Annotated in this window: 21 protein-coding genes; 12 read left to right on the forward strand and 9 right to left on the reverse strand. The window is 49.8% G+C overall.

Features of this window, described 5'->3' with window-relative positions:
- Nucleotides 1-34: 34 nt before the first annotated feature.
- The 4 genes from ACYVFD_RS04040 to ACYVFD_RS04055 all read left to right on the forward strand — a co-directional run bounded on the left by ACYVFD_RS04040 (nt 35) and on the right by ACYVFD_RS04055 (nt 5126).
- Nucleotides 35-1072, forward strand: coding sequence for a sialidase family protein (locus ACYVFD_RS04040; protein ID WP_461088469.1), 1038 nt, complete (start codon nt 35-37; stop codon nt 1070-1072).
- 180 nt (nt 1073-1252) lie between these two features.
- Nucleotides 1253-1792: a (2Fe-2S)-binding protein gene (locus tag ACYVFD_RS04045; protein ID WP_461088470.1), complete on the forward strand. Its 540-nt coding sequence runs from the start codon at nt 1253-1255 to the stop codon at nt 1790-1792.
- Nucleotides 1789-2811 (forward strand): FAD binding domain-containing protein, encoded by a 1023-nt coding sequence (locus ACYVFD_RS04050; protein WP_461088471.1) that lies wholly within the window; start codon nt 1789-1791, stop codon nt 2809-2811. Before ACYVFD_RS04045 ends, ACYVFD_RS04050 begins: the two co-directional genes overlap by 4 nt.
- A gap of 83 nt (nt 2812-2894) precedes the next feature.
- Nucleotides 2895-5126, forward strand: coding sequence for a xanthine dehydrogenase family protein molybdopterin-binding subunit (locus ACYVFD_RS04055; protein WP_461088472.1), 2232 nt, complete (start codon nt 2895-2897; stop codon nt 5124-5126).
- Nucleotides 5127-5225: 99 nt separating this feature from the next.
- Here the strand turns inward: ACYVFD_RS04055 and ACYVFD_RS04060 are convergent, their stop codons facing one another.
- Nucleotides 5226-6815 carry a serine hydrolase domain-containing protein gene (locus tag ACYVFD_RS04060; protein ID WP_461088473.1) on the reverse strand — a complete coding sequence of 530 codons (1590 nt, stop codon included), beginning with the start codon at nt 6813-6815 and terminating at the stop codon, nt 5226-5228.
- 297 nt (nt 6816-7112) lie between these two features.
- Here ACYVFD_RS04060 and ACYVFD_RS04065 point away from each other — a divergent pair, with 297 nt between their 5' ends.
- The 3 genes from ACYVFD_RS04065 (at nt 7113) to ACYVFD_RS04075 (ending at nt 11095) form a co-directional block, all read left to right on the forward strand.
- Entirely contained in the window at nt 7113-8684 is a 1572-nt protein-coding gene (locus tag ACYVFD_RS04065; RefSeq protein WP_461088474.1) for an amidase family protein, read from the forward strand.
- 186 nt (nt 8685-8870) lie between these two features.
- Nucleotides 8871-10589 carry a M14 family metallopeptidase gene (locus ACYVFD_RS04070; protein ID WP_461088475.1) on the forward strand — a complete coding sequence of 573 codons (1719 nt, stop codon included), beginning with the start codon at nt 8871-8873 and terminating at the stop codon, nt 10587-10589.
- A gap of 8 nt (nt 10590-10597) precedes the next feature.
- On the forward strand, nt 10598-11095 hold the full coding sequence (locus tag ACYVFD_RS04075) for a nuclear transport factor 2 family protein (RefSeq protein ID WP_461088476.1): 498 nt from the start codon (nt 10598-10600) through the stop codon (nt 11093-11095).
- A gap of 6 nt (nt 11096-11101) precedes the next feature.
- Here ACYVFD_RS04075 and ACYVFD_RS04080 read toward each other — a convergent pair whose 3' ends face one another.
- From ACYVFD_RS04080 to ACYVFD_RS04095, 4 genes are all read right to left on the reverse strand, one after another.
- Nucleotides 11102-11356: a hypothetical protein gene (locus ACYVFD_RS04080; RefSeq protein WP_461088477.1), complete on the reverse strand. Its 255-nt coding sequence runs from the start codon at nt 11354-11356 to the stop codon at nt 11102-11104.
- A gap of 32 nt (nt 11357-11388) precedes the next feature.
- Nucleotides 11389-11706: a DUF2442 domain-containing protein gene (locus ACYVFD_RS04085; RefSeq protein ID WP_461088478.1), complete on the reverse strand. Its 318-nt coding sequence runs from the start codon at nt 11704-11706 to the stop codon at nt 11389-11391.
- Complete coding sequence (locus ACYVFD_RS04090) at nt 11648-11935, reverse strand: DUF4160 domain-containing protein (RefSeq protein WP_461088479.1); 288 nt, start codon at nt 11933-11935, stop codon at nt 11648-11650. Before ACYVFD_RS04090 ends, ACYVFD_RS04085 begins: the two co-directional genes overlap by 59 nt.
- Nucleotides 11936-12026: 91 nt before the next feature.
- Nucleotides 12027-13769, reverse strand: coding sequence for a glutamine--tRNA ligase/YqeY domain fusion protein (locus ACYVFD_RS04095; protein ID WP_461088480.1), 1743 nt, complete (start codon nt 13767-13769; stop codon nt 12027-12029).
- A gap of 284 nt (nt 13770-14053) precedes the next feature.
- On the opposite strand from ACYVFD_RS04095, the gene ACYVFD_RS04100 reads away from it, so the two are divergent.
- The 5 genes from ACYVFD_RS04100 to ACYVFD_RS04120 all read left to right on the forward strand — a co-directional run bounded on the left by ACYVFD_RS04100 (nt 14054) and on the right by ACYVFD_RS04120 (nt 21203).
- Nucleotides 14054-15394, forward strand: coding sequence for a TolC family protein (locus tag ACYVFD_RS04100; protein ID WP_461088481.1), 1341 nt, complete (start codon nt 14054-14056; stop codon nt 15392-15394).
- Between the two features lie 34 nt (nt 15395-15428).
- Nucleotides 15429-16547, forward strand: coding sequence for an efflux RND transporter periplasmic adaptor subunit (locus ACYVFD_RS04105; RefSeq protein WP_461088482.1), 1119 nt, complete (start codon nt 15429-15431; stop codon nt 16545-16547).
- Nucleotides 16548-16631: 84 nt separating this feature from the next.
- Nucleotides 16632-19823 carry an efflux RND transporter permease subunit gene (locus ACYVFD_RS04110; RefSeq protein WP_461088483.1) on the forward strand — a complete coding sequence of 1064 codons (3192 nt, stop codon included), beginning with the start codon at nt 16632-16634 and terminating at the stop codon, nt 19821-19823.
- Nucleotides 19824-19954: 131 nt separating this feature from the next.
- Nucleotides 19955-20305 (forward strand): hypothetical protein, encoded by a 351-nt coding sequence (locus ACYVFD_RS04115; protein ID WP_461088484.1) that lies wholly within the window; start codon nt 19955-19957, stop codon nt 20303-20305.
- Nucleotides 20306-20330: 25 nt separating this feature from the next.
- Nucleotides 20331-21203 (forward strand): tetratricopeptide repeat protein, encoded by an 873-nt coding sequence (locus ACYVFD_RS04120; RefSeq protein WP_461088485.1) that lies wholly within the window; start codon nt 20331-20333, stop codon nt 21201-21203.
- An 88-nt stretch (nt 21204-21291) separates the two neighbouring features.
- Here the strand turns inward: ACYVFD_RS04120 and ACYVFD_RS04125 are convergent, their stop codons facing one another.
- The 4 genes from ACYVFD_RS04125 to ACYVFD_RS04140 form a co-directional block, all read right to left on the reverse strand.
- The gene (locus ACYVFD_RS04125) at nt 21292-22599 is read right to left on the reverse strand and encodes an MFS transporter (RefSeq protein WP_461088486.1); all 1308 of its coding nucleotides are present in this window, start codon (nt 22597-22599) and stop codon (nt 21292-21294) included.
- Nucleotides 22600-22751: 152 nt separating this feature from the next.
- Entirely contained in the window at nt 22752-23789 is a 1038-nt protein-coding gene (locus ACYVFD_RS04130) for a Gfo/Idh/MocA family oxidoreductase (RefSeq protein WP_461088487.1), read from the reverse strand.
- 132 nt (nt 23790-23921) lie between these two features.
- Nucleotides 23922-25091, reverse strand: a complete 1170-nt coding sequence (locus tag ACYVFD_RS04135) for a hypothetical protein (RefSeq protein ID WP_461088488.1) — start codon at nt 25089-25091, stop codon at nt 23922-23924.
- Between the two features lie 50 nt (nt 25092-25141).
- Nucleotides 25142-26119 (reverse strand): hypothetical protein, encoded by a 978-nt coding sequence (locus ACYVFD_RS04140; protein ID WP_461088489.1) that lies wholly within the window; start codon nt 26117-26119, stop codon nt 25142-25144.
- Nucleotides 26120-26199: the final 80 nt, after the last annotated feature.

A 26199-nucleotide genomic window follows, 5' to 3' on the forward strand; every position in this document is an offset into this window, starting at 1 on the left:
CCGACTTATTAGTATCACGTAGCAGAACCAATTCATGAAAACCGCTCTTCTTTCCGTTTGTATCGCCCTTTTTATTCAGCTCGACCTTATTGCGCAACCCAACAATACGGCTATCCGTCAGCGTGAATTTATTTATGAGCAGGCTCCATTTCCCGAATGCCATGCCTCCACAATCGCCGAAACGCCTAATGGGCTGATTGCTTCCTGGTTCGGCGGTACCCACGAGCGCCATCCCGATGTAGGCATCTGGGTGAGTCATCATACTAAAACCGGCTGGACGCCACCGGTCGAAGTGGCAACGGGTGTACAGCCCGACGGCAAACGACTTCCCTGCTGGAATCCGGTTTTGTTTCAGGTACCCAACGGCGAGTTGTTGCTCTTTTACAAAATTGGTCCCAGTCCGTCGACCTGGTGGGGTATGTTGAAACGGTCGAAAGACAGTGGTAAAACCTGGTCGGAAGGGGAGCGGTTGCCTGACGGAATCTTAGGGCCAATCAAAAACAAACCCGTGTTGCTCACATCGGGCGTATTGTTATGCCCAACCAGTTCGGAAGATCATAACTGGCGGGTGCATTTCGAACAGACCAGCGATTGGGGGAAAACCTGGCAAAAAACGGCTCCTATCAACGATGGCGTAACGGACGGTGCCATTCAGCCCAGTGTTCTCTTTCATAAAAATGGTCAGTTACAAATACTTTGCCGGAGTCAGAAGCTTGGTTTTATTCAGGAGTCGTGGTCGAAAGATGGCGGTAAAACCTGGTCTGCATTGCAAAAAACGTCATTGCCCAACCCAAACTCGGGTACCGATGCTGTGACGTTGAAGGATGGTCGGCAGGTATTGGTCTACAACCCCACATCGCCGGTGAATGGTAAAAGTGGACCACGTACCCCGCTCGACGTAGCGATTTCAGACGATGGAAAGAGCTGGAAAACACTGGCCGTGCTGGAAAACGAACCCGGAGAGTATTCATACCCAGCCGTCATTCAAACGGCTGATGGCCTTGTACATATCACCTATACCTGGAAACGTCAGCGCGTTCGGCATGTGATCGTTGATCCGAAAAAAATATAGAACCGCAACGGCGGACCGGCTGATCTATAGGATGGTTATGATTTACACAGACCTTAATATGTCATAACTATCATAACGATCTGCCGGTCCGCCGTTGCGGTTCTATCAATCCCGTTTATCAAGTTTCTTGAACAACCCCAAATACATATAGTTCTGGAAGTACACTTATTCTGGAACGTTATGACGCTTATTGCCGAAGCTCCTCCTCGGGAAACGCAGGCGCCTTCACTGCCGCCCACACATGCCGTTACACTGATCATCAACGGTACCGAAACCACACTGCAACTCGCTCCCTGGACGTCCTTACTCGATGCTTTGCGCGAGTATATGGACCTGACCGGCACCAAAAAGGGCTGCGACCACGGCCAATGTGGGGCCTGTACGGTTCTGGTCGATGGGAAGCGCATTAATTCCTGTATGACGTTGGCCATTATGCAGGAAGGGAAACAGGTTACCACCATCGAGGGACTCGCTCAAACCGTTACGGACGCACCCGATGGCCTGCATCCACTACAGAAAGCCTTTATCGACTACGATGCCTTTCAATGTGGCTATTGTACGCCCGGTCAGATTTGCTCGGCGGTAGGGCTTCTTAACGAAGGCCAGGTCAAAACAACGGCCGACATTCGGGAACTGATGAGTGGCAATATTTGCCGTTGCGGGGCTTATACCAACATTGTTCAGGCCATTGAGGAAGTCATAAACCAGCAATCGATATGAACAGCTTTACCTACACCCGCGCTGATTCTATTGATGTTGCCGTCGATGAGCGCGTATCCGAAAAACGGTCCAAATTCATTGCGGGCGGAACGAATCTGCTCGATCTGATGAAAGAAACGGTTGAAAAGCCTTCGAGGCTGATCGATATTACCCGGTTGCCCATGACCAGCATCACCGAAACGGTTGATGGGGGTTTACGACTGGGAGCACTCGTTACCAATGCCGATACGGCTTATGATAAACGGGTTCAGGACCGGTATCCGCTGCTGTCGCAGGCCATACTGGCGGGGGCTTCTCCACAACTCCGGAATATGGCGACTGACGGGGGTAATCTGATGCAGCGAACCCGTTGCTATTATTTCTATGATGTCGCGACACCCTGTAATAAACGAGAGCCGGGATCTGGCTGTTCGGCTATTAATGGTTTCAATCGAATTCATGCTATTCTGGGAACGCAGGTACTTGATCAGGACGGGAAGTTTGCTGAACCACAATGTATTGCCACCCACCCATCCGATATGTGCGTGGCGTTGGCTGCGCTGGAAGCGGTTGTGCGAGTAACGGGTAAACAGGGTGAACGGACGATACCCTTCGCCGAATTTCACCGACTTCCCGGCAATACGCCCCACATCGACAATTCACTGGAACCTGATGAACTCATCACCGCCATCGACCTGCCCCCCAACGGGTTTTCGAAGAACCACATGTACCTAAAACTTCGTGACCGGGCTTCCTATGCATTTGCTCTGGTATCGGTAGCGGCTGGCCTGGAACTAGAGGGCGATACGATCACAAACGCCCGCATTGCACTGGGTGGGGTTGCGCATAAACCCTGGCGTAAACCCGAAGCGGAGGCTTTGCTGGTTGGTAAACCCGCCACCAAAGAGTCATTTCAGGCTGCTGCAGAGGTAGTGCTGGCAGGGGCGCAAGGGTTTGGGCATAATACCTTCAAAATCGAATTGGCAAAACGAGCCATTGTCCGGGCACTCGGACAGGCGGCATCAATGCACAATGAATAATGTAAACTGAATAATGCTTTATAGGACGGTTGTGTCCATCACCTTCATTTTACAGTATCCATTCTACATTATTCATTAAAATCATGATCGGAAAACCAATTAATCGTATCGACGGTCGGGATAAAGTGACCGGAAAAGCAAAATATGCTGGTGAATTTCAGGTGCCGGATCTGGCGTATGGCTACGTCGTGTCGGGGGCGATTGCCAAAGGGAAAATCACCCGGATCGATACCAGCGAAGCGCTACGTTTGGATGGTGTATTGCAGGTATTCACGCATGAAAATCGGCCCAAACTGGCGTGGTTCGACATCAGCTATAAAGATCAGGATGCACCACCGGGATCGCCGTTCCGGCCTTTGCAGGATGCGACCATCAAATACAGCGGTCAACCTATTGCGCTGGTCGTAGCCGAAACTTTTGAAGTGGCTCGCTATGCCGCTTCGCTGATACATGTCGAGTATAAGGAAGATACCCACGAAACTAGCCTGGAAGCGAATCTGCACCGCGCCCGGCCACAAAAACATGGCGTTGCCGATTTATTGAAACCGCCACCGCCCAAGCCACGGGGTGATTTCAATAAAGTGTATGAAGAAGCACCCATCAAAATGTACGGGCGGTATATTCATGCGGCTGAACACCATAATCCGATGGAGTTGTTTACCAGCACGGTCGTCTACGAAAAAGGGGGTAAGGAACCGAAGCTGACGATTTACGATAAAACGCAGGGCGTAACGAATAGTATTCTGTACGTTTCGCAGGTATTCGACATTCCATTCAAAAATATCCGGGTACTATCGCCTTATATGGGTGGTGGATTTGGGTCTGGCTTACGACCACAGTACCAGTTGTTTATGGCCGTGATGGCATCGCTCGAACTGAAACGGTCGGTACGCGTGACACTCACCCGTCAGCAGATGTTCAGTTTTGGTCACCGACCGGCTACGGTCCAGAACGTGGCCATCAGTGCAACGACGGACGGAGCTATGAATGCATTGTATCACGACGCCCGAGGAGAAACGTCTCGTTTTGAAGATTATACTGAAGTCGTGACGAATTGGGGAGGGATGCTGTATCCACCCGAAAACGTTACACAAGACTATAAGCTCGTGCCGTTGGATGTGTATACCCCGTTGGATATGCGGGCACCTGGGGGCGTAACGGGTATGTCGGCACTGGAGATCGCGGTCGATGAGCTGGCGTATGAACTCGGTATGGACCCGCTGGAGCTTCGACTGAAAAACTACACCGACCTGGATCACAACACCAAAAAGCCATTCTCCAGCAAAGAGCTTCGGGAATGTTTCCGGCAGGGAGCCGAGCGGTTTGGCTGGTCGAAACGGCAGTTTGAACCCCGGTCGATGCGGAAAGGACACTACTTGATTGGCTGGGGAATGGCAACCGGAATTTGGGAGGCCAACCAGATGCCCGCCCGTGCTGAAGCTGCCCTGTTGGTCAACGGTAAATTATGGGTCAGCAGCGCCACGGCCGACATCGGTACAGGCACCTACACCATCATGACTCAGATTGCGGCCGACGCGCTGGGCATGCCGATTGAGGATGTCATGTTTAAGTTAGGCGATACGGACTTCCCGGTAGCGCCTATTTCGGGTGGTTCCTGGACGGCCGCTACGGTCGGTATGGCGGTTCACTCAGCTTGCGAAGCGGTTGGTAAGTCATTATTGGAATTGTCTAAGAAATTAGCCGGGTCACCCTTTAAAGGAGCACAATGGGAAGATGTCGAATTCGTAGATAAGCATCTACGACTGAAACGTGATCCATCAATTGCCGTTTCGCTGCAAACGCTTGTTGACCTAAACGGCGGTAAGGCCGTTCGCGAAACGTCAACCGGGCTACCGAATGCACTGAAGCAAAAAGACTATGCTCGGGCTACTCATTCAGCCGCTTTTGTAGAAGTGATGGTCGATGAAGAACTCGGCACTGTAAAGGTTACTCGTGCTGTGAGTGCGATTGCAGCTGGCCGAATCCTGAACCCTAAAACAGCGCGCAGTCAGATTCTGGGCGGTATGGTGTGGGGCATCAGTAAAGCACTACATGAAGAAAGTGTTCTAGACCACAACGTTGGCCGGTTCATGAATCACAACTTGGCCGAATATCACGTATCCGTCAATGCTGATATTCACGACCTCGACGTGATTTTTGTAGAAGAACACGATACCATTGTGAATCCACTGGGTATCAAAGGACTGGGTGAAATCGGTATCGTAGCCATTCCAGCCGCCGTTGCTAACGCCATCTTCCACGCAACGGGCAAGCGGGTAAGAGATCTGCCGATTACGCTGGATCGACTTTTATAGTTGTTGATTGTCATTAGTAGTCATACTTTGTAAACACGTATGGGTGAACTTACAATGCATGACTACTAATGACAATCAATGACCACAAATGACCATTAATCATGCGACGGCTTTTCCTTCCAGGATAGGACGTTTGTCTTTCGCTTTTGTCAAAATACTTAGGCTACTCTGGAACTCAACCTGAACGCCTTCGGCACCGAATCGGCAGGTGACCGTGTCGTAATGGGCCGTTTCGATAAATCGCCAGACCATCACGAACGTATTGGCATCCTGCCAGCTACCGGTACCCGCTACTTTCCGCGTCTCGCTGCCCGGAACCGGTGTTGGCGTTAGCATCAGCGGAGCTACTGCAAACGTAGTGGTGCTTTCGACCCATCGGTTCACCCCACACAAAACCTGATGTGGACCTTTGTCGTCCTGAAGTTTAAAAATGCAGCCGTCTTTGCCGAAGGTTAGCGATACATCTTTGACATGCAGCGAGTTATCGGCAATTGCGTAGGTTTTGCCGCTAATCTGGTTGAACACCGTCGAAGCAGGCTGGCTAGAGGCTGGCAGTAAGGTTAACGCTGTTAACTTCTTTGTTAGGGCCGATTGCTGCGTTTTCGCTGATGCCAGATCCGTTCCGCGTAGGGCCGGTAAAATATGATTCCAGGCGGCATCCAGTACGGCCTGCATGTTGCCCGTTTCGGAGGTCATGGCAATCACGGCATCTTCTTTCGGCAGCACAATGCAGTATTGGCCATAGGCACCATCGCCCCGGTAGGCATCGTTGCGACACCGCCAGAACTGGTAGCCATACCCTTGAATCCAGTCGTTGACACTGGCATCGCCTTTGCCCCCTTTCGACTGCACTTCGGCCTTGGTCGCGTCGTTGATCCAGGCTTCCTGAATCAGCCGCTTGCCATTCCACATGCCTTTTTGCAGATACAGTTGGCCAAATTTGGCAATATCTTCGGTTCGAACCCGCAGTCCCCAGCCGCCGGTGTTAATGCCCTGTGGCGACACCTCCCAATCTTCACCTTCAATGCCCAGTGGTCCAAACAAACGAGGTTTCAGATACTCCAGCACGGTCTGGCCTGTCACTTTCTGCACAATGGCTGATAGCATGTAGGTAGCGCCACTGTTGTAGACAAAGAATGTTCCGGGTTCATGTTCGACGGGTTGAGCCAGAAACGCTTTTACCCAGGATGTATCGCCATTGCGAATGGCCCCCGTCGTATCCTTGTCGTGTCCGGTCGACATAGTGAGCAGGTCTTTCACGCGCATAGCGGCCAGATTCGCACTGACAGTAGCTGGAACATCCTCGGGAAAGAACTTGACAACTTTGTCATCCACAGTGAATCGTTTTTCGGCTACAGCCATACCAACGGCTGTTGAGGTAAAGCTTTTGCTGAGCGAATACAGGGTATGCTTGTATTGAGGAGCGTAGGGAGCCCACCACCCTTCGGCCACGACCTGCCCGCGTTTTAGCACCATGACACTGTGCACATTGAGCTTCTGGCTGTCGATGGCGTTCAAAAAATCCAGCAGTCCACTGGGCGACACACCCTGTGCTTCGGGCAAGCTTCGGGGAAGTTTACCCGTTTTGGCTGGTAAAGCCCAACCTGTTGTGGGAAGCTGGCTGGAAATTAGCAGACCAGCCGCGCCGAAGCCGAGCTGTTGCAGGAAATCTCTACGATTTAAATTCATGGTTTTGCCTAAGAGGTTTGAGCCGAAGTTAGCGTTTACGAGTCCATCTGGTGGGCACACATAAAAGGAGCAGTAGTAATAAAAATTACTATTGTGCCGCTGGAAATTAAACGGTGATAAAACGGACGGATAGTCCGAAACGCGCTGAAAGAAATGGAATTTTGGATTTTTTAAGGTTTGTGCTTGATTGTTCTTTGCTTCAGGATATTTTTATAGCAATCCTTCGGGTAAGTGCCTGATTTGTTAGGTATTTATTTGGATTGATCACAATCGTAACCACCTCACTCATCAATAAAAATGCTTAAACGATTCCTTTCTCTTTTCTCATTCCTTTTTCTAGTCACGACGGTTGCCCTTCCACAGTCGTTCAAACCAAAACAGTTACAGGAAGCGACCATTGAGCAACTGCACACGGCCATGCAAAAAGGCAAACTGACCGCTGTTCAACTGGTCCAGCTTTACCTCGATCGAATCGAAGCGTACGACAAACAGGGGCCTTTTCTGAATGCGATTATCCTGGTAAATCCGAAAGCGCTGGCAGAAGCCCGTCGGCTGGATTCGCTGTACCAGGCAACGGGGAAATTTGTGGGGCCGCTGCATGGTATTCCAGTCATTGTGAAAGACAACTACAATACCTTCGATATGCCTACTACCAATGGGACGCTGGCCATGAAAAAGTCGATTCCGCCGAAAGATGCGTTTGTCATTAAGCGAATCCGGGAGGCTGGAGCGATCATCATTGCCAAGTCGAACCTGGCTGAGTTTGCTACCTCAGGGCAGGTTTCTGTGAGTTCGATTTTGCCCGGCTATTCCCGAAATCCTTACGATACGAAACGGACAACGGCCGGGTCGAGTGGGGGTACAGCCGCTGCTGTTGCCGCCGATTTCGGTACTATTGGACTCGGAACGGATACGGGTAGTTCAATTCGTGGGCCATCGTCGCATCAGAGTCTGGTAGGTTTTCGGCCTACGTTGGGGTTGGTCAGTCGGGATGGCATTGCCCCGTTGGCCCTGACGAACGATACCGGCGGGCCCATTTGCCGAACGGTTGACGATGCGGTCCGTGTGCTGGAGGTGATAGCCGGTTACGATAAAGCCGATACCGTGACCCGGCGGAGTGAAGGCAAAATTCCGGTTTCGTATCGCCAGTATCTGGAAAAAGACGGATTGAAAGGGGCTCGGATTGGTGTATTTCGTCAATTATGCACTACCAAGAACTCGGACCCGCAAGTGTATGCCTTATTTAACAAAGCTTTGGACGAATTACGGGCGGCTGGGGCTACGGTGATCGACTCAGTGCGGGTGCCTGAACTGGATACGATAAACAAGCAGTTCGACACCATCCCGCAGCTTCGTCGCGATTTTAACGTGTATCTGGCCAATTTGGGTCCTAATGCCCCGCATAAGTCGCTGAGGTCTATTATTAAGTCGCGACAGTTTCACCCGAGTATCGAAAAAACGCTGGAGGATTCGGACAAGGATACGCTGGCCCCGGAAGCCCATAAAGGATGGTTGAAAAACATGGCCTTACGGGAACGTTTGCGAAAATTACTTCTCCGGGCAATGGATTCGACGGGTGTCGATGCGTTGGTGTACCCTTCGTTTAGCTATCCACCCCGGCTTTTGGGTGATTTGAATACGCCGTCTGGCACGAACAATAACGCTCTTTCCCCACCGACTGGCTTTCCAGCCTTTACGGTACCCATGGGCTTTACTTACAATGACTTACCCGCCGGTTTGCAATTCTTCGGGCGCCCTTTCAGCGAGCCAACACTCGTCCGTTTTTGTTATGCCTACGAACAGGCAACGCACCACCGACACCCACCCGAAAGTACCCCCGTTCTGCCGAAGAAAAGGCGAAAGCAATGAATATGTAAAGATTATCCATCTGTTTACGTTCGACCCCATCGGGGTCGTATGTTTATAGAGGTTTCGATTGGCTATAAACATACGACCCCGATGGGGTCGAACGTAAACACACAATAGAAGCGCTTTCCAATAACTGGTTTTTAATAATCATCTTTGCGTTTCTGGCAGAAGATATAAATTAGGTTTATGGTAAAATTATCCGCTTTATTTTTCATACTACTTACTCTCTCAACGGCTGCCTACTCACAAAATCGGGTGGCCATGCTTACCCCGTTTGAGCGAGATACGAATCAGACGGCAACCTACGAGCAGATTATCAGTTGGTATCAGCAGTTGGATCGGCAATATGATCAGGCTAAACTGATTGAAATTGGTAAAACCGACATTGGAAAACCGTTGCATTTGTTTCTATTGGCGGCTGATAAACAATTCTTGTCAAGGCCCAATCGCGTTACGCTGCTGATCAACAACGGCATTCATCCCGGCGAACCCGAAGGCATTGATGCCTGCATGATGCTGGCTCGCGATTTACTAAAATCGAATAAGCTACCCCAAAACGTCTTGGTCGCCATTATTCCTGTTTATAATGTAGGCGGCTGTTTGAATCGGGGCGTGTCGCGGGTGAATCAGAACGGGCCAGAGTCGTATGGATTTCGGGGCAATGCACGGAACCTGAATCTGAACCGCGATTTTATCAAAGCCGAAGCTGAAAACACACGGGCGTTTCAAACGATGTTTCAGTCGCTGAAGCCACAGGTGTTTATCGATAATCATACCAGCGATGGGGCTGATTATCAGCATGTACTGACCTATTTTGCCACGCAGAAAGATAAGCTGCATCCCATGGTGTCGGGTTATATGGTGCAGTCGTTTCAGCCAGCGTTAGACAAACAGTTAACCGCTAAGGGCTTTCCTTCTGCCCCTTATGTAAATCATGCGGGCGATACACCGGAGAGTGGACTGATCGGATATTATGATTCGCCCCGCTATTCAACGGGTTATGCCGCTTTGTTCAATTGCTTTGGATTTACGCTAGAAACGCATATGTGGAAACCGTTTCCGGCTCGGGTAAAAGCATCCTATGTGTTCGATGAAGAAGTGATGCGCTTGTGCGACAAGGAAGCCAAAACCATTCTGGCCAATCAACAGCGTACCGACGAAGTCATCCGCCAGCAGGAAACGTTTCCGCTGAACTATAAACTTGACCGCAGCAAGACCGATTCTGTTACCTTTCTGGGGTATGCCGCTGCCTATAAACCGAGCGAGGTATCGGGCCTGAAACGACTGTATTACGACCGGACAAAACCCTTTACTAAGCGAGTTCCCTACTGGAATACCTTTGCCGTTGATGCGCAAGTTGAAAAGCCTCGAGCATACGTGATTGCACAAGGGTGGGCCGAGGTAATTGGCGAATTAAAGCGCAATGGTGTGAAGCTACAAGCATTATCAAAAGATACTCTGATGACGGTAACAGCCTATTACATCGCCGATTTCAAAACCCCGCAGCGCCCCTACGAAGGGCATTACCCGCATACAGGTGTGAAGGTGCGGACGGAAGCCCAGTCGATTCAGTTTTACAAAGGCGATTACCTGATTCAGACGAACCAGTCAACAAATCGATACATTGTCGAAACGCTTGAACCGCAGGGCGTTGATTCATTCTTTGCCTGGAATTTCTTCGATAGTATTCTCGACCAGAAAGAATATTTTTCGGATTATATATTTGAAGATACGGCCGCCGACTTGCTGAAAAAAAATCCCGCACTAAAAAAACAACTGGACGAAAAACGGGCTGCCGACAAAGCATTCGCTGAAAATGCCGACGCTCATCTGGATTTCATCTATAAGCAAACGCCCTACTACGAGAAAACCCATAACCGATACCCCATTTACCGACTGAACTAATGGCTTTCATGCGTTTACAAGTGTATTCATTGCTAGCCAGTTTGTTGATCCCCATCTACGGATGGACACAGGCGGGCACTGTTAATAAAACCGAATCACCCGAAATTGCGGCCATTCGATCATTACGTACCCAGTCGAACCGAGCCATTCAGTCAAAAGACCTCAATGGATTTGGACAGACGATGTTGCCGGACATAGAAGTTACGCGGGGCAGTGGCTCGCATGTGTCGGGTCGTGATTCGGTATTGGCATCCGTAAGCGTTCAGTTCAAAGACCCCGCTTTTCTGGGATATATTCGGTACACGGACCGCATCGACATCAGCACAACGAGCCCGTTGGCTGCCGAACATGGCCACTGGGAAGGCCGTTTCCGTCGAACCGACGGCATTCAGCTTATAACAGGAACGTACCTGGCTATGTGGCGAAAAACCGACTCCGGCTGGAAAATCCGCTCTGAGCTATTCGTAAGCTTAGCTTGTACCGGCAGTGCCGCTTGCGGAAAGTGATCGGTATTATTTTGCGTTTTCAGCTATATCCTGGCAAAGAGAAACGGGCGATTTGTGTCTGACAATAGGTTTGTCAGATTTAAGTACTTGTCTTCCATGACTTAAGGGCGGGTTGGCAGGATTTGCATAATAGATATCTTTTGCCCGGCGAATTAATTTCAAGGCAGCAGCCAAGCGTTCTTGTGGTGTTTTTGCCCACCAATATTCCTTGTCATAAATATGAATATCTTCTGGATTACTGGATTTTCGGATGGTGGACATGAGAAGACAATGACAAGAGGAAAACTTCTAAACTATAAATACAACTCTTTCCCAAATAGCACATTTTCCACACCGATGATTTCATCAATATCATCCCAGAATACATTATAAGCGCTGACAGTAAACTTATTACGTTGGTTTTCAGACGCTGCTTTCAACGGTTTAGACCATTCAATAGGAATAGCTACCTTACGCCCATCACTTAAACTAAACCAGATAAAGTCAGAGGACATGTCAACGGCCGTGAATGTAGGAAGTTCCGAAAATTTTGGACGTTGCCGGGTACGTTTGTTAGCTCGTTTGTCGGTAATAGTTTGGCTTGATGCCATTTGTCTGGCAGTCGTTCTCATAGGTAGTTTTGATCTGGTCTATATGATCAAGTATTGCCTTCTCGATTTTCTTGCGTTCAGCGATTTTTATTTTCACCGAATCGGCTAATAAAAAACTGCCATCTTCCCGAATCCAGTATTTACACTGTTTAATTCCATCATCGCTGGCATGTACATGACAGGGTTCATTCAGTAAATCGTATATGCGATAGAAAAAACGGAAGCCAAAGAGTCGGAAAAGGGTGGGCATTTAACTAAACAAACTAATTCTATACGAATCTGGTGCCACTTATTGTATAATTCAATGGCACCAGATTTTAAATGATCACTTTTTTCGAATATCACCCTTTCTTCACTTCCTTCGCCCAGCTATCTTTTAAGGTGACGGTTCGGTTAAAGACAGGCTTATTGGCGGTCGAGTCGGAGTCGAGGACAAAGTAGCCTTTGCGCATGAACTGGAAATTGCGGATGGTTCCCGCGCTAGCGGCTTCGACCAGTGCTGGCTCCACAAAGGCGCGGACCACTTCCAGCGAGTTCGGGTTCAGTAGTTCGCGGAATTCGCGTTCGTCGGCGGCTGGGTTCTCGACCGAGAAGAGCCGGTCGTACAGCCGAACTTCGGCTTCGACAGCGTGTGGTACCGACACCCAGTGAATCGTGCCTTTTACATTGATCCCCGATGTATCCGAACCACTACGGCTTTCGGGAACATACGAGCACCGAAGTTCGATAATCTCACCGGCATTGTCTTTTACAACTTCGTCACATTTGATGATGTAAGCCCCTTTTAGTCGCACCATACCCCCCGGAAACAGCCGGAAGAACTTCTTCGGCGGGTTTTCCATGAAATCATCCCGTTCGATATATACTTCCCGGCTAAACGGAACATTCCGCTCACCGGCGTTGGGGTCCTCGGGATTGTTTTCGATGTGCATGATTTCTTCCCGACCAACCTCATAGTTTGTGATGACCAGTTTCAGCGGCTTTTCATCGAGTACGGCCATCACGCGGTGAGTAGTTTTGTTGAGTTCCTCACGAATACAGAACTCCAGCAAGCCCACGTCGATCAGGTTGTCGCGTTTGGCAATACCGATGCGGTCGGCAAACTCGCGGATGCTGGCAGGAGTATACCCCCGCCGACGAATACCCGCAATCGTCGGCATACGCGGATCGTCCCAACCACTAACGTGCCCATCTTCGACCAACTGCTTGAGCTTCCGTTTACTCATAACCGTATACGTAAGGTTAAGACGGGCGAACTCAATTTGTCGAGACGGGAAAATAGACAACTTATCGATAAACCATTCATATAGCGGCCGGTGTACTTCGAACTCCAGCGTGCAAAGCGAATGGGTGATGTGCTCAATTGAATCCGACTGGCCATGCGCAAAGTCGTACATCGGGTAAATGCACCAGGCATCGCCCGTACGGTGGTGGTGTGCATGCTTGATCCGGTAGATTATCGGGTCACGCATCTGCATGTTGGGTGAGGCCATGTCGACCTTGGCCCGCAACACTTTGGCCCCATCGGGATACTCGCCCGCTTTCATCCGTCGGAACAGGTCGAGGTTTTCGTCAACGGTTCGATCCCGATACTGGCTCATCCGACCGGGTTCAGTTGGCGTACCTTTTTGAGCCGCAATCTCTTCTGAGGTCGAATCGTCAACGTAGGCTAAGCCTTTCTGAATCAGCGTTTCGGCGAATTGGTAAAGCTGGTCGAAGTAATCGGAGGCATAAAATTCATTTTCCCAGTCGAAGCCCAGCCAGCGTACATCGTTCTTGATCGAATCGACATACTCGGTGTCTTCGGTAACTGGGTTAGTATCATCGAAGCGCAGGTTGGTCTGGCCACCGTACTTATCGGCCAGGCCAAAATTCAGGCAGATGGATTTGGCGTGACCGATGTGCAGATAACCGTTCGGCTCGGGTGGAAAACGGGTGTGAATACGGCCACCGTTTTTGCCACCGGCTAAATCGTCTTCGACAATTTGTTCAATAAAATTCAGAGAGCTTCCAGCATTACTGCGGTCGGTGGAGTTATTCTCTCCGTGAGTGGACTCTTCGGGTTCCTTCGTTACTTCCGCCATGTCGTTACTTCGCACTTGATAAAGTCCCGAAATTACGGCCTTTGACCGGGTTTGACAAACGAAACCGATACCAATTGCTTTGAAAAGACGAGTTGAAGGGCGAAAGGTCGGTCGTCAAAAAGCCCTGAATTTTCGCTATCAGGCTCGTAGAAAAACTACTTAAGTAGGCATTAACCGTTCGTTAATTTCTTATGAATGAGCGAACAAAAAGGTTACCGGAACGAGTTGTTGCAGTAAGTACGCCGTTTATTATCAGCCAACAACGGTGCCCAGGCATACGGTTTATGAAAAAAACGTTTATCGGCTTTCTTTTTGCGGTTGGGTGTTTTATATCAATTCATGGTTTTGCACAAAAAACAACGGACTCGTTGGCCCGACAGGCCTATCTGACCGATTGCATCCAATACGCATTAAGCCACCAGCCTATAGTTAAACAATCGGTTATCGACCAGGAGATAGCTGAACGAACGATCCAAAGCAGTTTGTCGGCCTGGTATCCACAAATTTCAGCGGGATACAACCTACAACACTACCTTAAACAACCGGCTACACTCTTCCCCGATCCAACAACGGGCGAAGCTGTACCTCGGGTGATTGGCGCTAAAAACACATCGACGGCATCTCTGTCGCTGACTCAGACTATTTTCAATCGGGATTTGTTGCTCGCCAACCAGACAGCCGATGCCTACCGCGTACAGGCGACACAAACGACTGTTCGAAACAAAATCGATGTGGTTGTCAACGTCAGCAAGGCGTTTTACGACGTGATTCTGACCCAGCGACAGGTGGATATTCTGAGTGGCGATATTGCCCGTTTGCAGCGTAGTCTGCAAGACGCCACCAATCAATATCAGAGCGGAATCGTCGATAAAACGGACCCGCAACGGGCAGCTATCGCGCTCAATAATACGCGCGCCCAGCAGAAACAGTATCGGGATCTGGTCGGAGCCAAATACCAGACGTTGAAGCAGCTCATGGGCTATCCGCCCAATACCCCGCTCAATGTGGCCTATGATACGCTGCAACTGGTGAATGACGCCAATCTGGATACGCTCCAGCTCGTCAATCCACAGAATCGGATCGAATACCAGCAGTTATTGACTCAGGGGCGTTTACTCGATGCCAATGTAAAGTATACGCGCTGGGCCTACCTGCCCACAGTGGCCGCCTTTGGTAATTATAATCTTCTGTATCAGAACAATACGTTCGGTCAGCTCTTCGGCATGGTATTTCCAAACTCATTGGTTGGTCTGTCGGTAGCGCTGCCCATCTTCCAGGGCGGGCGACGGATTCAGCAGACTAAAATCGCCGAGTTGCAGGTTCAACGACTACAATGGGATTTGGCCTCGCTCACCAGTTCGGTTGATGCGGAGTATGCACAGGCACTGTCTAATTACAAAGGGAATCTGGCTAATTACCTGGCTCTGCGCGAAAACCTCGTCATGGCGGAGGATGTCTACCGGATTATCAACCTGCAATACCGCTCCGGTGTAAAAACCTTTCTGGACGTAACCATTGCCGAAACCGATCTTCGAACGGCGCGGCTCAACCTGTTCAATGCGCTTTATCAGGTATTAATCAGTAAGTTGGACGTCCAACGAGCACTCGGTGTTATTCAGTTTTAATTTTTGTCGGCTTGACAAAAATGTCTTCAGAATTATGAAACAATTTATAAATCAAACGTTTATTGGGGTTGGATTCATTGTTGCGCTGATGGCCTGTGGTGGTCAGAAAACGGACCAGCAGCAGGGGCCACCGCCACCTACAGCTGTTTCGGTCGCGAAAGTGACCAAGGGGAACGCTACCTATTATGATGAGTTTCCGGCTACAGTAACGGCTTTGCTGGAGGTTGAGATTCAGCCGCAGGTGGCCGGTAATATCACGGGTATCTTCTTTCAGGATGGGCAGCACGTCAGCAAGGGACAGAAATTGTACTCCATTGATCCGCAACAGTACCGGGCCACCTATGATCAGGCGGTGGCCAATCTGAACGTGCAGAAAGCGAACCTGAACCGGGCGCAGAAAGACGCTGATCGGTACAATACGCTGGCTCAACAGGATGCCGTTGCCAAACAACTGGTCGATAATGCCAATGCCACGCTGGAATCGGCCAAAATGCAGGTCGAAGCCGCCCAGGCTACCATCCGACAGGTAGGTACTAATCTGAAATACACCACAATTTATGCGCCAATGGACGGAACGATCGGGATTTCGCAGGTACGGCTCGGTGCGGCCGTAGCACCCGGTTCCACTCCACTCAACACCATTTCGTCTGATAACCCAATTGCGGCCGATGTGCAGATCGATGAGTCGCAGATTCAGCGGTTCCTGAAGTTACAAAGCCAGCCCAACGTGACGCGCGATTCCACGTTTGTCCTGCTGTTGCCCAGTGGGCAGCCGTATCCATTTCCCGGTTCAGTCCGTATCGTCGACCGGGCGGTTGACCCACAAACGGGTACACTCCGGGTACGGATCGCTTTCCCAAATTCAAACCGGCAACTGAAACCAGGATTGAATGTCAACGTACGGGTAAAAAACAGTACGGGCGAGCCTCAGTTGCTGATTCCATACCAGGCCGTGACGGAGCAGATGAGCGAATACTTTGTGTTTGCCGTAGGGGATAGCAGTAAAGTGAGCCAGAAAAAAGTAACACTCGGTGCCCGGATCAACGATAAAGTCGTCGTGAAAAATGGCCTGACCGAAGGCGAAACCATCGTTACCGAAGGCACGCAGAAGATTCGGGAAGGAGCGAAAGTAAAAGTTAATGATAAATTATGAATGATGAGTTATGAATGACCTGACGCAAGATTGCCTGCACAGACATTTATAATTCATCATTCATCATTCATAATTCAAAAAGTCGTGTTCGCAGAAATATTCATCAACCGGCCGGTTACGGCCATTGTTATATCGGTCGTGATTGTTGCGCTGGGGTTGTTGGCATTGCAGAGCCTACCCGTCAGCCAGTATCCCGACATCACCCCTCCGGTGGTGCAGGTAACGGGTACCTATACGGGAGCCGATGCCCAGACGGTGGAGCAGACTGTAGCGACGCCTATTGAAACGCAGGTGAACGGTACGCCGGGTATGGACTACGTGCAGACCAACGCCACCAACGACGGCCGGATGACCATGAACGTGACGTTTAAGGTCGGTACGGATGTGAATATTGCCGCATTAGATGTGCAGAACCGGGTAGGGATTGCTCAGCCGCAATTGCCCGAAGAAGTTACCCGGCTTGGGGTTGTGGTGCGCAAGCGGAATCCGTCGCTGTTCATGCTGGTGGCCATTTATTCGCCCAACAAAACCCACAATGTTTCTTTCCTGGACAATTACGCCAACATCTACATCCGCGACGCCTTGCTTCGGGTGCCGGGAGTAGGGGATATTTTCAGCCGGGCCGATGATTTCAGTATGCGGATCTGGCTCAAGCCCGACCGTCTGGCACAGCTTGGCCTGACGACCGATGATGTGGTTGGGGCACTTCAGGAACAGAACTTGCAGGTAGCCGGTGGTTCGGTAGGTGCATCGCCACAACCGTCCACGCAGGCGTTTGAGTACACCGTTTTCACGAATAGCCGACTCAGCAAAGAAGACGAATTCAAGAAGATTATCGTACGCAGCGACCCGGCTCGCGGCTCACTGGTGTACCTGGAAGATGTGGCACGCGTGCAACTGGGTAAGTTTTCGTATGCCAGCAACTCGTTTGTGGATGGCAACCGGGCGGCTTATCTGCTGGTCTATCAATTGCCGGGTAGTAACGCCATCGCTACGGCCAAAGGAGTGTATGCTGCGATGGATAACCTGAAAAAGACGTTCCCGAAAGACATCAATTATGTGGTGCCGTTTGAGTCGGTATCAGTGATTCAGGTCTCTATCTCAGAAGTGGTCCAAACACTGCTCGAAGCGTTGGCACTAGTGGTGCTGGTCGTGTTTTTATTTCTGCAAAGCTGGCGGGCTACCTTGATTACATTGCTGGCTATTCCAGTATCGATTGTTGGTACGTTTGCGCTGTTTGTGCCGCTTGGATTTACCATCAACACCCTAACGCTCTTTGCCTTCGTACTGGCAATCGGGATTGTGGTCGACGACGCTATTGTGGTGGTAGAAGCCGTTCAGGTGAATATCGACAAAGGAATGTCGCCGAGAGACGCGACAAAGGCGGCAATGGCCGAGATTTCAGCACCCGTTATTGCCATTGCCCTAATTCTGGCGGCTGTGTTCGTACCGGTTGGCTTTATTCCGGGGATTGTCGGGCGATTGTATCAGCAGTTTGCCATTACGATTGCCGTATCGGTTTTAATTTCGGCATTTGTGGCCCTGTCGCTGACACCCGCTTTGTGTACGATGCTGCTTCGTCCGATGCATATCGACGAAAAAGCGACTGGACTCAACAAGTTCTTTTACAAGTTCAACCAGGTATTCGAACGAATGACGAATTCGTATACCAATGGTGTTAAACGACTCATCAAAGCGACCCCGCTGGTGATTGTTGGTCTGGTTGTTATTTACATTGGAACCGGGCTGCTGTTCCGGGCAAAACCTACTGGCTTTCTACCGACCGAGGATGAAGGAAGGCTAATTGTGACCTACGAAATTCCTGAAGCCGCTTCAACTTCTCGTAGTTTGGCCGTGCTTAATAAAGTGATGAATATTCTGAAAGCTCAGCCGTATGTGGCGCACTTTTCGGCCCTGGGCGGTCTGAACGCCGTTACGTTTGCCTCGAAATCGAACAGTGGTACGGTCTTTATTCAGCTTAAACCTTGGGACGAACGGAAGGAACGAAATATGCAGGCCGACTCGCTGGTCGTCAAACTTCAGCGAGCTTTGTCGAGCCTGAACGATGCCCGTCCGCAGGTGATTCAGCCGCCCGCTATTCCGGGTCTCGGACAAAGTTCCGGTTTTACCTTTGAAATTCAGCAACGCGAAACGGCCGACGATGTACGGGCCTTCGATAACGTGGTGCAGAACTTCCTGGGTGAAATTAATAAGCGACCCGAAATCGGCCGGGCCTTCTCGTATTTTACCGCTAAGACGCCAGCTTACCGTGTCGATGTAGACCGCGACAAGTGTAAAAAACTGGGTATTGCCGTGAGTAGTGTGTACCGAACCATGCAAACGTATCTGGGAAGCCAGTACGTAAACGACTTTATCATTTACGGGCGTAAGTTCCGGGTAGTGGCGCAGGCCGATACCATGTACCGAACCGATGTGCGGAATCTGGGGAGCTATTACGTACGAAATCAGGCTGGTCAACTGGTGCCCATCAGTACGGTAATTAAAACGACGGTTATTGAGAATGCGCCGTTGATTTCACATTTCAATCTCTTCCGATCGGTTGAACTAAACGGCGGGGCTAAGCCGGGTTTCAGTAGCAGTCAGGCCAACGATGCGCTGCGGGAGGTGGCGGCAAAGGTGCTGCCCGCTGGTTATTCATATGATTTTGGTGGACTAAGCCGGGAAGAAATTAATGCGGGGAATACGTCGATCTACATTTTCATGCTGTCGATCGGCTTTGTGTTCCTGTTCCTGGCGGCTTTGTACGAAAGCTGGTCAGTACCATTTTCGGTATTATTGTCGGTACCCATTGGCGCGTTGGGAGCCATCGTAGCGCTCATTCTTTTCCCGTATTTAAGCAACAACGTCTACGCCCAGATCGGTCTGATTACCCTGATCGGACTGGCGGCAAAAAACGCCATCCTGATTGTCGAATTTGCGAAAGAACGGGTAGATCGGGGAGAAGACCTTATTCAGTCGACTTTGGAAGCCGTTCGGTTGCGTCTCCGCCCGATCCTGATGACGTCGCTGGCATTTATTCTGGGGGTGTTCCCGCTGGCCATTGCCAGTGGCGCGGGTGGTGTTGCTCGGGCTACTATTGGCCGAACCGTATTGGGTGGGATGCTGGCTGCTACCTCCATTGCGATTTTCGTCGTACCGGTTTTGTACGTAGGCATCACGCGCCTGGCGTATGGTAAAAAAGGACTGGAGGAACTGAAAAAGAACGCGAAGCAAGCGGAGAAGCCTGAAGAACAAACCCAGTTGGTGGATAAATAAGGGCTAAACGGTTTATGGGCGAATTGGCCCCTCTTATTAGCTCATTTAGTCATCTGGTTAATTGTTGATTTTCTGTGCGTTAGTCTTCCTGTATTATTGCATACGCTTTTCAACGAAGCGTATGCAATAGTATGAAAGGACGTAAAAAGATATTTCTGACCGCAGGCAATCTACAATTGCCCTCTATTACTGCCGATGCTCGGGTACGTTATTCGAGCGGAGGGCGGAGCGGTACAGTGCATTATATAAGCCCACAGGCTTCATTCAACATGTGGTACGAATTTGCAGGTGGCAATGCGCTTGCGATTATCGATATTCCAACCACCAAAACCTGGGAAGAACGTACTCAACTTCCGCTTACCTACCGGGAGCCGGTTTTGCAATTTATTGGTGAACAGGTTCTTCGGGATCAGGTGCCCAGTGGTGGCTACTTTGAGTGCTCGGACGACACACTCACTATTTATCAGGGAAGACGGCCATAAGGTTGCCGATTAGCGCGTATGTGCCATGGATCTCTTATTAGTTACGCTCGTTATTGGACTGATTATTTATGTTCGTTACCTGGCCGGATTGCAAACCAATGCGGAAAAGGACATCGAGCGGTTTCAGCCAGGTATCGATGAGTATAATATGGGTAATCTGGATGAAGCCTTCCATTTTTTTCACGAAGCCATCCAACAGAGCCCCTCATCGAGTATTGCCTATTTATACCGTGCCCGCTGTTTTAAAGCATTGGGAGACTATTCGGCTGCGATGACAGACCTAGAAGCTGGTAAGCGGTATGACGATACCTTACCTGATCTACACCTTGAAAGTGGTAGGATTCATTTTCAACGGCAGGAGTTTACAGACGCATTTTCCGATTTTGATAAGGCTGTTTTTTATTCACATGGGAGCGGAAGTACAGCTTACTATTGGCGGGGCCTGACTCGTCAGCGACTTAACCAGCCTCAGGAAGCAGAACAGGATTGGGCCAAAGCCGCGACTCTAACCTTACAAGCCACCCAACATTCTACTGGAATAGATATGAGTACACCATTTTTAAGCTGGCAGTTAGCAGGAAGAGCTCTTCTGACCCTTGTCAATAGCAGTGTGTTGCTATATGCCATCACACACAGTCCTACCATTCATGGACCCTATTTGCTGGCGGCTGTATCGGCTGGCATTATCGGCTATGTTGAACCGAAAAAAGGCTGGTTGCTGGCCCTGATTCAGGCACTGTTGATCGTTTTAGGCTACCGATTGATCACTACGGAGCACGGAACCAACGCTCGACAGGAACTTGAGCAGTTTACCCTGTACGGTTCCATTGCTCTAACGTTTATAGGCAGTTTTATCAGCGGCTTTTTGAAACGGAAGCTCAATAGTAGTCAGGTGTAGTCAGAAATGGTCAGGCGTAGTCAAGCGTTGTCAAAAACAATTGCCTGACTACATCTGACCACACTTGACGACGACTGACCATTCTTGACTATACCTGACCACCCTTGACCAGACTTGGCGTTTCACTCTCCGGCTGGATGGGCCGAATGTTGGGAGCAAATAGGTGAATGAGTATCCAGGCCAGCAGATAGGCACTGCCACACATGGCAAAAATGTAATTGTAACCGATTGTGATGGCTCCCTGTGCTTTATAGGTATCGAGCAGCGCACCGACTACCATTGGAAAGAGAATACCACCTACTGAACCGGCCATGCCGCCCAGTCCCACTACCGAACTGACGGCGTTTTTGGGAAACATATCGGATACCAGTGTGAACAGATTGGCACTCCAGGCCTGGTGAGCGGCAACGGCCAGACTCAGTAAGCCAACCACCTCCCAAATCGTAGTAGCATAGCGGGTAAGTACAATGGGTACAATGCATAGCGCATACAACAGCATAGCCGTTTTGCGCGACCGGTTGATGGTCCAGCCTCGATTCAGGAAATACCCCGATAAGTAGCCTCCGCCAACGCTGCCAATGGTAGCGGCTGTATAAACGATGATCAGTGGCAGACTTGGCTTCTTCAGGTCGAGGTTGAACGAAGCGGCAAAGTAAGACGGAAGCCAGAACAGGAAAAACCACCAGACCGGATCAGTCAGTAGCTTGCCCAGGACGAACGCCCACGTTTGTCGGTGCCGAAGCAGATCAAGCCAGCGTACCTGGGATGACTCGGTCGATGCACCTTCCGTATCCTGCGTAATGAAAGCTAGCTCCTGGGTCGATACTTTCTTGTGCTGCTGTGGGCTGTCGTACGACCACCACCAGAAGAAAAGCCAGATGAACCCAATCAGCCCTGTCAGTAAAAACGCAACCTCCCACCCATAAGCACCCAGTATCCAGGGAACAGCCACCGGAGCAACGACGGCCCCGATGTTGGTGCCTGCATTGAAAAGGCCCGTTGCCAGTGCCCGCTCATGACGAGGGAACCATTCGGCTACAGTTTTGATGGCTGCCGGAAAGTTGCCCCCCTCGCCAAAGCCAAGTAAGGCCCGATACACACCGAAGCTAAACGTACTGGTCGCGACAGCGTGTAGCGCAGCCGCGATGGACCATATCAATACAGCCAGTACGTAACCTACTTTGGTGCCAATGGTATCGATGAGTCGTCCGAAGGCTACGTAGCTGAGCGCATAAGCCGCCTGAAACGCCATCACGATATGACTGTAATCAGTTTCGGTCCAGTTAAACAGGGTTTCCAGAGTAGGCTTAAGCAGACTGATCACCTGACGGTCCAGGTAGTTGATCGTCGTAGCGACAAACAGTAATCCAACAATTTGCCAGCGGTAGTTGGTCATAAATCGGGAGTCATTAAATGGTCATTGATTGTCATTATAGGGGTCATTGGTAGTCATTCACTGTCATTGATTGTCATGCCTAGCTACTTGACAATGAACTTGAACAGCAAATGACAATCAATGACAGTGAATGACCACCAATGACCACGAAGTTAGAATGGTAAGGTGCGGAGGGTGAGGCTGCTCTCCTGGGCTAAATCAATGACGCGGGCCAGATGCTGAATATCGGCTGGCGAAATTTCGGGCTGGGCACCATTGACGATCACCTCATACAGATTGTCATAAAATGGGGTATAATTGCCCGGTTCGCTTTCAATAATTTCGGCTTTGCCATCGCGGTAAAGTGTACCCCAGCGATCGTCGGGCTCGATCCCTAAAGCAGAGTCACTGGGCAGTCGATTCGTCCGTAGCCGTTCTTCCTGTGGATCTAAACCGCCTTTCAGAAATGAACCTTCTGTACCATGTAAACTATATCGTAAGGTGTTCTTGTACATCATCAGGCTGGATTCAAGCCGAACGACTTTATCGGCATAGCCCAGCTTAATATCGAAATAGTCGGGTACATGGCTGTTGGGGCGAAGGATCCGGACCGTGGCCTGTACCGTTTCGGGGGCACCAAATAAATGCAATGCCTGATCAAGTAAGTGTGGGCCTAAATTGTACAGATTGCCCCGACCAATACCAGCCTGTTCTTTCCAGCTTTGTGAATCGGGTGGAACGGGCGTATACCGGTCGTAGCGACATTCGTAATCGACCAGTGTACCCAAAGCCCCTTCAGCCAATAGCCGCTTGATGGTCAGAAAGTCTGAATCCCATCGCCGGTTTTGATAAGCCGTGGCCAGCTTCCCTTGTTGCTGGGCCAGTTCCAGTAGCTCAATGGCTTCTAGTTCGGTTAAGGCAAAGGGTTTTTCGACAACAACATGTTTGCCCTGTTCCAGCGCTTGGCGAGCGTAGGCGACATGGGTTTCGTTAGGGCTGCAAATAAACACCAGGTCAATAGTCGGATCAGCAAAGAGTTCTTCAGGCGTGGCTACCCATTCAATCGACGAATCGAATTGCCGGACGGCTTCGGGACGGCTACTGGCAATTTTTTTGAGATGGAAGCGTGGATTGACGGTCAGGAAAGGCGTGTGAAAATACCGGCCCGACAGGCCAAACCCAACTAAACCAACTTGGACAACTTGAGGCATACCAATTCAGGGAATAATACAGAAAGGTATTCGGACCCGTCTGAACCGTGTACCGAATACTATAAACTCTGTTTCTAAAGCAAATTCCCTGTGTTTATCTCCTGATTGTCGGGAAAAGTTTTTCAGATCCTGTTAGAGAATACGGCTACCTTTTACCCAGAAATGAAAGGTTGGATTCTTGACCACTCCCTGGCCTGAGGTGGCCTTTAGATGACTGAAATGAGTATCCAGACAGCGTCGGTACGTATCCGATACCCGTTTGAATGCCAGGGGTTTAAGGTGGAGCTCATCGAACCATTCCTGGTCGCGGGCATTTCCCCGGCTGTCAATATGATAAAGGTAGGGGAACTCATCCCGTTGGGCCAGACTGACAAACATTTCATTGAGCTCAAAGATCATGGCCATGATGATGGACCGTTGTATGGACGAAGTCTTAATCCCTCGAATCATCAGCGGTTGTGACATCCATTTGCCACTGCCCAGGAGGGCGTTGAGGATCGGTTGAAGGGGCGTTGCCCAGTCGAAGCGAATGCCTGCATGCGGAATGGCATAATCATACCCCTGCGTTATAATCGCCATTGTTTTCAGGTCAGCCGCTTTGCGCAGGCTGCTGAAAAGCATGAAATACTGGCATTTCAGGATCAGTATAAACGCATAGAATTCGGGAAGTATATGTCCTTGCGCTGTCAGAATCTGCTCTGCCTGCTCGCTGGTGCACCCCGCTTCCAATAATTCCTGCTTATCTGTACGTTTGTGGGGCAGCTCATCATTGGGTGTGAGACAGGTCATGATCGCCAGTCGATTTCCGCCAACCATATCGTTGCCTCCACCACTGACCAGAAACGCCGAAGGCTTATGAATGGATAATTCTTCTACGTATTTTTCTTCAAAAAGGATATTGGCCAGCCAGTCGCCGGCATACGACATGCTGAAGATGGCGTAATCGTTATGATCGTCGAGCCAGTTGATAATGTCTCGCCCAAAAAATTGGAACCAGGAATCACCTTCCGCTACGATCACTTTGTGCCCATCTATGCCAACAAATCCAGTATTTATTTTACGAAAATAGGCCTTTTGACGCCGGGAAGTCATATACCGATTGAATTGACCCAATACGCCCGTTGTGGCATCCGACTCGGTTCGGAGAGCGGATTCGTTGATATTATAGACCCGTTTGAGGGCTGTTCGGAGGTCGTCAAAATTTAAACCGACGGCAGGGTCAGTAAGGTGTTTGAAATCCAGATCGCCAAAATCAAGGGGATGTTTGATCAGTTTTTCAAGGAGTGCATTTTTTTGATCCATGGAGGAAGGTAGTATACACGGGAAAAGTGACAAATTAGCCTGGTGGTCGATTATTTCTTCCGAAGGAGCTGTCCTTCTAATGTTTCGACCCGTTTTTTCAGGTCGTCGTTGGTCTGTTGTAAGGCTGTGATTTGTTGTCTCTGCGTCGAATTTAGCTTCTCAATAGCATCTAAACGGCTTAAAACGGCGGTCAGATCGGTTCCGGCTGTGAGGATAACATCCCCATGTGTATCGACAGATAACACTTTTCCGGTACTGGTCGAAGCCGGAGATTTGCTAGTCAGATTCGTAAACCGTAAACCACTTTGATTGGGAAGCGCATGAGTAATTTCCAGTTTATTAAGTGGGGCTGAATTCCCAATGCCAACATTGACCCCCGTACTCCCTAAAATTAACGAGTTACTAAGGCTGACGAAAGCCCCTGCCCCAATGGCTGTTGCATTGTTCAGATTATCGGCCCCGGCAGCTTCATGGCCAATGTATGTGCCCCGGTCGCCTGTTTTAGGAGTAGGGGTGATGCCTCCCGGCCCACCTCCTGACGACTGACCAATACAAACAGTACGAAATATACCTGTATAGGAGGTTCCCGCATTAGGGCCTATTAAGATATTGGCAAATCCTCCTCCCAAATTACTCCCTGCATTATACCCCATAATAATAGTCTCGTCCATAAGGGTGGCATTTTGAGCAGCCCGAAAACCAATCAGAACATTTCGCTGTCCCTTCTTCAAATTCAATGCTACCTCATTCCCGATATAAATGCTTTCACCAATGTTTTTACTAGTATCTTTTGACGCTGCAATATGGCCTATGTAAATATTATCCCTGGCCGATTTATTGCCTGAACCCGCAGAGTTTCCCAGCATTAGATTTCGTTGGGCATCCACTACACTTTGGCCTGCATTGATGCCGATAATTGTATTGTTTCCTCCGGGAGTCTGAGAGGTAGGCGAGGTGGCTACGTAATTGTTTTGCGCTAGTACAAGGCTTCCCCAAAACAGAAAGCCGCCGGTTAAGAGTTTTTTCATCGAATTGATTTGCGAATGGTTTAGGAAAAAGGTGATTAATTAATGATTACTTGGCGGTATTTTGTTGATAAATGTATAAT

This window comes from Spirosoma gilvum, assembly GCF_054776815.1.

Bases quoted from the DNA above. Each gene is read 5' to 3' on its own strand.
- ACYVFD_RS04040 (WP_461088469.1), top strand. From the start codon at position 35: ATGAAAACCGCTCTTCTTTCCGTTTGTATCGCCCTTTTTATTCAGCTC.
- ACYVFD_RS04045 (WP_461088470.1), top strand. From the start codon at position 1,253: ATGACGCTTATTGCCGAAGCTCCTCCTCGGGAAACGCAGGCGCCTTCA.
- ACYVFD_RS04050 (WP_461088471.1), top strand. From the start codon at position 1,789: ATGAACAGCTTTACCTACACCCGCGCTGATTCTATTGATGTTGCCGTC.
- ACYVFD_RS04055 (WP_461088472.1), top strand. From the start codon at position 2,895: ATGATCGGAAAACCAATTAATCGTATCGACGGTCGGGATAAAGTGACC.
- ACYVFD_RS04060 (WP_461088473.1), bottom strand. From the start codon at position 6,815: ATGAATTTAAATCGTAGAGATTTCCTGCAACAGCTCGGCTTCGGCGCG.
- ACYVFD_RS04065 (WP_461088474.1), top strand. From the start codon at position 7,113: ATGCTTAAACGATTCCTTTCTCTTTTCTCATTCCTTTTTCTAGTCACG.
- ACYVFD_RS04070 (WP_461088475.1), top strand. From the start codon at position 8,871: ATGGTAAAATTATCCGCTTTATTTTTCATACTACTTACTCTCTCAACG.
- ACYVFD_RS04075 (WP_461088476.1), top strand. From the start codon at position 10,598: ATGCGTTTACAAGTGTATTCATTGCTAGCCAGTTTGTTGATCCCCATC.
- ACYVFD_RS04080 (WP_461088477.1), bottom strand. From the start codon at position 11,356: ATGTCCACCATCCGAAAATCCAGTAATCCAGAAGATATTCATATTTAT.
- ACYVFD_RS04085 (WP_461088478.1), bottom strand. From the start codon at position 11,706: ATGAGAACGACTGCCAGACAAATGGCATCAAGCCAAACTATTACCGAC.
- ACYVFD_RS04090 (WP_461088479.1), bottom strand. From the start codon at position 11,935: ATGCCCACCCTTTTCCGACTCTTTGGCTTCCGTTTTTTCTATCGCATA.
- ACYVFD_RS04095 (WP_461088480.1), bottom strand. From the start codon at position 13,769: ATGGCGGAAGTAACGAAGGAACCCGAAGAGTCCACTCACGGAGAGAAT.
- ACYVFD_RS04100 (WP_461088481.1), top strand. From the start codon at position 14,054: ATGAAAAAAACGTTTATCGGCTTTCTTTTTGCGGTTGGGTGTTTTATA.
- ACYVFD_RS04105 (WP_461088482.1), top strand. From the start codon at position 15,429: ATGAAACAATTTATAAATCAAACGTTTATTGGGGTTGGATTCATTGTT.
- ACYVFD_RS04115 (WP_461088484.1), top strand. From the start codon at position 19,955: ATGAAAGGACGTAAAAAGATATTTCTGACCGCAGGCAATCTACAATTG.
- ACYVFD_RS04120 (WP_461088485.1), top strand. From the start codon at position 20,331: ATGGATCTCTTATTAGTTACGCTCGTTATTGGACTGATTATTTATGTT.
- ACYVFD_RS04125 (WP_461088486.1), bottom strand. From the start codon at position 22,599: ATGACCAACTACCGCTGGCAAATTGTTGGATTACTGTTTGTCGCTACG.
- ACYVFD_RS04130 (WP_461088487.1), bottom strand. From the start codon at position 23,789: ATGCCTCAAGTTGTCCAAGTTGGTTTAGTTGGGTTTGGCCTGTCGGGC.
- ACYVFD_RS04135 (WP_461088488.1), bottom strand. From the start codon at position 25,091: ATGGATCAAAAAAATGCACTCCTTGAAAAACTGATCAAACATCCCCTT.
- ACYVFD_RS04140 (WP_461088489.1), bottom strand. From the start codon at position 26,119: ATGAAAAAACTCTTAACCGGCGGCTTTCTGTTTTGGGGAAGCCTTGTA.